This is a genomic window from Piscinibacter defluvii (assembly GCF_004011805.1).
In the GTDB taxonomy this organism is placed as follows: domain Bacteria; phylum Pseudomonadota; class Gammaproteobacteria; order Burkholderiales; family Burkholderiaceae_C; genus Piscinibacter; species Piscinibacter defluvii.
Genome location: NZ_RCHJ01000128.1, coordinates 1 through 715, shown reverse-complemented (window position 1 = coordinate 715; position 715 = coordinate 1). Strand labels below are relative to the sequence as shown.

Annotated in this window: 1 protein-coding gene; it reads right to left on the bottom strand. The window is 56.5% G+C overall.

Going from position 1 to position 715, the window contains the following annotated elements; translation table 11 throughout:
• Positions 1-173: 173 nt before the first annotated feature.
• Positions 174-473, bottom strand: a complete 300-nt coding sequence (locus D9C15_RS33215; RefSeq protein ID WP_128003722.1) for a hypothetical protein — start codon at positions 471-473, stop codon at positions 174-176.
• Positions 474-715 lie beyond the last annotated feature (242 nt).

Below are 715 nucleotides of genomic sequence, written 5' to 3'. Positions count from 1 at the left end.
TCAACTTCCAAGCAATCAACCCTCACGTAGGGCAACCCACTTGAATTTTAGGAGAGCCTTTCTACGGGCTCGCGGCCCAAGTGCCAAGCCGTGGAGGGTCGCCTCGAGCGACGGGTTAGGCCGCACGCATTCGGTAACGCGATGACGAAGAGCGGGAGCGTGTCAGCAAGCGCTCAGTGCGATTCCCTCCAAGCCGTGACTTCTTTGCGGCCGGGTGTTGGAAGTTTATCGAACGTCTCGGACGTAAGCAGCAGGTACTTGCCGTCTTGTCGAAACAGATAGATTCGCTCTCGACGAAGGAGTTTAACTACTTGTAGAAAGACCGAGTCTTCTACCTTGTCACGATCTGCAGCGGCGTTAAATTCTTTTCTATCCAACACAAGAATCTTGTACTTGCGTCGGCGCGTGTTCCCATAAAGAGCGGCTTGCAGTCGCTGCGCGATCACAGTCTCACCAAAGTACTTCTTCGTCATGTCTGCTCCTCGGGCACTTGTTGATATGACTGCATAAGCTGTCAGCGATTCGATTGGTTTGTGCGGCCTAACGTTTGAGCTGAGGCGCAGGCGCCGGGAAGGCGCTTGGCCCGCGAGACAGATGATGGACCACACTGGCCCGCGGGCCAAGTGCCTTGCCGGTGGCTGTCGCCTCGAGTGAACGGTTAGGCCGCACTTTGCGGACTCGGATACACGAGCGCGAAGCACTCGCAGGCGACGAG